Origin of the sequence: Erwinia sp. PsM31, from assembly GCF_030433775.1 — a bacterium.
Lineage (GTDB): Bacteria > Pseudomonadota > Gammaproteobacteria > Enterobacterales > Enterobacteriaceae > Erwinia > Erwinia aeris.
Window position 1 is genome coordinate 1 of sequence record NZ_JARUWZ010000052.1, and the last position, 5,474, is coordinate 5,474.

General features: G+C 46.0%; 6 protein-coding genes and 2 pseudogenes. All 8 read left to right on the plus strand.

The features are described 5' to 3' along the window. A partial coding sequence (locus tag QCD69_RS22220) for a DNA/RNA non-specific endonuclease (RefSeq protein ID WP_301253543.1) occupies positions 1 to 981 on the plus strand: 981 nt, incomplete at its 5' end. Next, complete coding sequence (locus QCD69_RS22225) at positions 978 to 1,310, plus strand: hypothetical protein (RefSeq protein ID WP_367317875.1); 333 nt, start codon at positions 978 to 980, stop codon at positions 1,308 to 1,310. The genes QCD69_RS22220 and QCD69_RS22225, both read left to right, overlap by 4 nt. Before the next feature lie 116 nt (positions 1,311 to 1,426). Beyond that, a pseudogene (locus QCD69_RS22230) lies at positions 1,427 to 2,587 on the plus strand (VENN motif pre-toxin domain-containing protein); the annotation flags it as partial. After that, positions 2,574 to 2,831, plus strand: a complete 258-nt coding sequence (locus QCD69_RS22235; protein ID WP_301253545.1) for a hypothetical protein — start codon at positions 2,574 to 2,576, stop codon at positions 2,829 to 2,831. The pseudogene QCD69_RS22230 and the gene QCD69_RS22235, both read left to right, overlap by 14 nt. A 430-nt stretch (positions 2,832 to 3,261) precedes the next feature. Continuing rightward, positions 3,262 to 3,663 (plus strand): annotated as a pseudogene (locus QCD69_RS23010) (hypothetical protein); the annotation flags it as partial. Between the two features lie 5 nt (positions 3,664 to 3,668). After that, the gene (locus QCD69_RS22245; protein ID WP_301253547.1) at positions 3,669 to 4,046 is read left to right on the plus strand and encodes a CDI toxin immunity protein; all 378 of its coding nucleotides are present in this window, start codon (positions 3,669 to 3,671) and stop codon (positions 4,044 to 4,046) included. Between the two features lie 143 nt (positions 4,047 to 4,189). Further along, on the plus strand, positions 4,190 to 4,753 hold the full coding sequence (locus QCD69_RS22250; protein WP_301253548.1) for an Ail/Lom family outer membrane beta-barrel protein: 564 nt from the start codon (positions 4,190 to 4,192) through the stop codon (positions 4,751 to 4,753). Between the two features lie 94 nt (positions 4,754 to 4,847). Beyond that, on the plus strand, positions 4,848 to 5,408 hold the full coding sequence (locus tag QCD69_RS22255; protein ID WP_301253549.1) for an immunity 42 family protein: 561 nt from the start codon (positions 4,848 to 4,850) through the stop codon (positions 5,406 to 5,408). Positions 5,409 to 5,474 lie beyond the last annotated feature (66 nt).

The following is a 5,474-nucleotide window of genomic DNA, read 5'->3' on the forward strand; positions in this document are numbered from 1 at the left end:
GCCGGCGGTGCGGTGACGGGCGCGCAGGCCGGGAAGAACGCGGTTGAGAATAACTGGCTGAGCAGCAAACAGATAGATGCCTGGTCCGCTGAAATGAAGTCCTGTCAGGCTGGAGGCGCTGACTGTGGCGGCATTATCAAAAAATACGAAGAGCTAAGTACCACACAGCAGAAGCAACTAATAAGCGACTGTGCAACCAACCCGACAACCTGTCAGCAGAAATACGGCGACGTGCTGGCCGACAGCATGGCGGTGAAGCATGCAATAGATCGGGCAATGGGCGAAGACATCCCGATCAAGATGGTCTACGATCTGACGGCGACCTGGGCGCACCAGATGGACGCGGACGGGATCGTTGCCAGCAATAAAGTGTCTGAGCAGGTCATGGCGAAATATGGCCTCGATCAAGCTCAGGCTGATATTATTGCGGGCGTAGCGTTAAGTGCGCTGGGAGGCGTGAGTAAAGGAAGTAAACTTCCTACAGCTGCCGCAAAAAATATCGTTATTGTTGACCCCGGTAAGAAAGGTGCGTGGAATAAGACACTGAATAAACCAGAACCCAATACGGTCTATCAGGTTGATGGAAATAAAACCTATCATACTGATGATTTGAGCCGCACAACAAATGTGAATGCCTCACTAAGCCTGTCCAAAAATGACCGAAACACCTATCAGCAATGCAAGGCTGGTAAATGTGGTAATAATGGTGATGAAGGTGGTCATTTAATTGCCAGCATATTCAATGGACCTGGTGAAAAGCTTAATATTTTTCCTATGGATGGAAATCTTAATAAAAGTCAATGGAAAAAAATGGAGAACTCATGGGGTACCGCATTGAAAGAAGGCAAAACGGTTGATGTCAATATTCAACCAATATATTCAGGTAACAATATAAGGCCAGATAGGGTAATTGTTCAGTACTCAGTTGATGGAGGTAGACCTGTTAACGTTGATTTCAAAAATCCCTCAGGAGGCAAATGATGCAGGATCAAAATTTTGAGCAAAAAATAGGCCAAATTTTGTATGAGTGTGGACCTGGAAATGCCAAAAAAATCATAGCAAGAGCTAAAATCTTTAATGAAAATGATGGTGGGGAATATGAATTCGATTATTTAGATGAAAATGGAGAATTGGGCTGGTTTGCCCCTGATGGAAGGGCTGTTGCTGATTTGACTGATGCTTTACTTGCTTATAAGTCTTTCTTTTTAGATAACAATTTGACTAATGGTAAACCTGTTTGGACAGGCTGCGAAATAACGGTCGATATACAAGCCGGAAAAATAAACATAAATCTTCAATATGATGACTAATAAAGATCCCGGCCAGGCCGTGATCTTACCTTATAACCAGTCAGTTACCTTAGAGCGGTCGCCACTCAAATGTCCCTTCCGGGATCTTCCGTGGCCGCTTCTGCGGTGTGGCTATCGAGCTGATACATAAAGCGACCACCACCACGGATGCAAACGGCAAAGAGGTGGTTAACGTTGAGGCAAACCTGACAGCGCACGCGGTGCTGGGCGCGGCGGTAGCGCAGGCGTCGGGCGGTTCGGCGCTGGCGGGGGCGTCAGGCGGCGTGGCGGGCGAGTATATCGCGCAGCAGCTCTATCCGGGCGTTGACCGTGCAGACCTGAGCGAGGAGCAGCGTCAGACCATCAGCGCGCTGGGGACGCTCGCGGCGGGGCTGGCGGGCGGGCTTGCCGGGGACAGTGCCGGCAGTGCGGTAACAGGCGCGCAGGCCGGGAAGAATGCGGTTGAGAATAACTTCCTCAGCGCCACATCCTCAGACAGGCTTGATAAGGCTATTGAGAAAATCAAACAGGGTGATAAATCACTGGCGGCGGCTAATGAGCTGATAAAGCTTGAAAATGCCGACAAACGCAGCGATGCGCTGGTATCCAAATTCACTAAAGACCCTGCCCAGATGAACAGCACAGAGCGGGCTGAGCTGGCAGGTTATCTGCGAGTTTACGCGGCTGAGATGGAGAAGGAATACGGTCCGGCCGTGTCGCAGGAACTGGTTAAAGGACTGCTGTCGGGACAGAACTATGTGAAACGAAATCCTGACACTGAAGCGATGAGCAAGGCTCAGTCGATAATGAATACCTGGGGTTACCATAACTCGAACGCCAATATTGGTGATGCGCCACTGATATTTGTTGGAAGCGTGCTGGGAGTGACTGTGAAAGGTATGGCAGCTAATGCAGCAATCGGTGTGGGAGTGAATGCTGGCGTTCAGCTTGCCGGAAAAGATCCGTTCAGTTACGTCGATGTCATTATGGCGGGAGTCACAGCAGCCGCGACAACAGGAAAAGGCATCATTGCTTCAGCTCCTATCAATGTGGGCGGTGCAGCGATAGGAAGCGGGATTAAGGGAGAAGAACCGCTTAACTCTATGGCTGGTGCGGCTGCGGGTACTGTCATTGGTGGCGTAGGCGGTGAAATAATAAAAGGGGTCGGCTCAAAGTTTGGAAAAGATGCAGTGTCTGATTTAACAGGTACGGTTCTTGGTGGTTACATAGGTGAGAAAACAGGGAATGCTGTAAAAGATGAACTCGATAAAAAGGATAAAACCGATGCTAAAAAATAATCTATTTAGTTTGGTCAAACTGATATTGTGTTGCCTGACTTTATTTTTCATTGGCGATGTTATAGCTGAACTACTTGCATCTGTGATTTTTTATTTTAAAAAGGGCTTTTTCCCCTTTAGTTGGAGTGATGTTTTTTCATCTTTCTTTGAGTCTGGATATGTCGGTGGCCTCATTTTGGGTTTTGGGATCTGGATAAAAATCTGGTTAAAGGAGAGAAAAAGCCAGAAAGCTCCACCTGAATGAATGTTCGATTCCAATCCCAGTAGCCAGGCTTGTAGTTGAGAATAATGCATTAAACGTTAAGCAGAATCAGTCCCTTGTTCAGGAAATGATACAGTGTCAGGGTGACAAGTCTTGTGAGGGAACCGTCACTGAAAAATATAAGCAGATTTCAGCCGCACAACAGAAGCGAGTTGTTGAGTGTACGGGCGCTAAGGACTGCGTTGATAAGGCAAACGAAGTCAGCAGATTGCAGACCGAATATGCTAACCGCACCAGTGAGCTGCTGGAAAAAGCGCGAGCTAATAGCGGACTGAGCGCGGCAGATCAGAACGAGCTTTCAATCCTTCAGGTGACAACTATCCAGCTTGAAGCAGACAGAAATGCGGCGATTCATAATGCATTGATGTCTGGTGATTCACCTGAAGCGAAGCAGCTTGCGATGAATTCGCTGGCTCAGGCTGTGGGGATGAGTGCTGCAGGGATCGCTGCTGGGCTCGGGAAAATTAATACTGGTACACAACCAGGAAATCGAATAGAACAAACACTTTCCCCTGAGAAAAATTGGGAGAACGCCCGAAATAAAGCATTGGATATTGTCGGTAATCTGGGTGCTGATTCTAAACCTGTGATTGGGCGGTTGGAAGTAAGTGCTGGAAATGGGAAAGTTATTGGGCGGCAATCCAGCGACGGTAAAATTGGTTGGCGTGTTGATTATGATCCAGACAAAGGCACTCATATTAATATATGGAATTATTCTCAAGGTAAGGGGCCAGGAAAAACGGTTAAGCAGGTCATACCATTTGAGGGTAACGAAAAAGCTTTTGAAACGATATTGAAGCAGCTAAACAGGTAGAGAACATGACGTTATTTGAAGAGTGTCAAGAAGCGCTTAGTGCTGATTTCGAAATTATTGAAGGCCAGAAAAAGAAAGAAGTTGTTGATATCCTTAATAAATATCCTTTTGCAAGTGGATCCATTTCCTGGTCGGAAATTGACCATTCCGATCATGAAAATATTGATGATTTACTGAATAGAAGTCCTATGAGAAATGCTGATGTATTCGTTCTTGTAGATGACGCAAATATTCCTGTTTTCAGGACAAACTTGAGTTTAATTGCTGAAAATATCTACGATGTTACAGCTTTATCACCAAGGTTATTCATTTTCAATGATGAAATAATATTGCAGCCTTTATTTCCAACTGAAATGTTTCGTTTGGGAATAATGCCTAAATAAAAGTTAGTCTGCAAATCATTGCAGCAAATGCCCGCCTGGCGAGTAAAAAAACTATTTTTTTAATGACGTATCGGCAAGAAATTTAGTACAATCCCATCTCAAATACAGGGATTTAATCAACTCAGTAAAAAAGGGAATGAGTAATGAAAGTAAAAATTACCGCATTGGCATTAGTTTGTAGTGGCCTGTTGGTCAGCACCGGCGTATTGGCTGACAGCCATACTTTGTCGGTTGGCTATGCACAGAGCAAGGTCGAAGATTTTAAAAATATTCGCGGCGTCAACGTTCAGTACCGCTATGAATGGGATTCACCCGTCAGCATTATCGGTTCCTTTAGCTATATGAAAGGCGATGACAGCTATTCTGAAAGGGTTGAGGCTTTTGACGATATTAGCGGTTATGATGGCAAAACGGATGTGAAATATTACTCGTTTATGGCTGGCCCGGCCTGGCGTATTAACGACTACGTCAGCCTCTATGCCCTTGCCGGTATGGCGCATACAAAAGTAGAAGACAAAACGACCTATCTTTCTGCGTATTCAGAAGAGGATAATGCAAGCAAAACGTCGTTTGCTTATGGTGCTGGCGTGGCTATCAATCCGACAGACTTTCTTTCCGTAAATATCGGTTATGAAGGCACGCGCGTTAAGTTCAATGATGACGTAGCGATAAACGGTTTTAATATCGGTCTTGGGTATCGTTTCTGATTTCGCCCTGTATGAACCCCGGCTAAACTGTCGGGGTTTATTACCTCGAATAGCTATTGAAACGGAATGATTCAATTAACAATGAGCGTAGAAAATGTTTTTTGGTGATCCTTATCGTTTTGCCATATTTGCTGAATGTATTCCTGACTGGAATCCTCCTTCAGGCTCTTTCTACAATGGGCTTTTCTACTACAGTATTGACGGCAACTTTTTCCCGCAGGATTTAAGAACGGCAACGCTCTGTGTGGATGTTAATACACTCCTGGATCCCGCTAATGCCCTGTACACGCCGCCGGTAAATGCAGAGGTGTTCGCTATGCCCGCGCCTGACGCTTTCAAATATTTATATAGTCTGACCTGGCCAGAAAGCACGGCAGAGGAGGAGTACCCGGAAGGGGATCCTGTTTACCGTGCAGATACAGAAAATATTTCCGAAAGCGGCGCCTCTGTTTTTGCTGTTTCCGATGGCAAGATGGTCAGGATCCTGGCAGCCAGAACGCAGCGCCTTGTGCAAAAAAAGGATAGCGACCGCTATGAATGGGTCGATGAAAAGGCACTGAACATTGCTGAAATCACCCTTGCCAGCAGTGAAATAGCGGCAATTCTGGATAAAATAAAAAATTATTATTCTTCCCTTACGCCATTACCTGAATAAGCTTGTCCTGACAAGCCAGCAAGCCAGCAAGCCAGCAAGCCAGCAAGCCAGCAAGCCAGCAAGCCA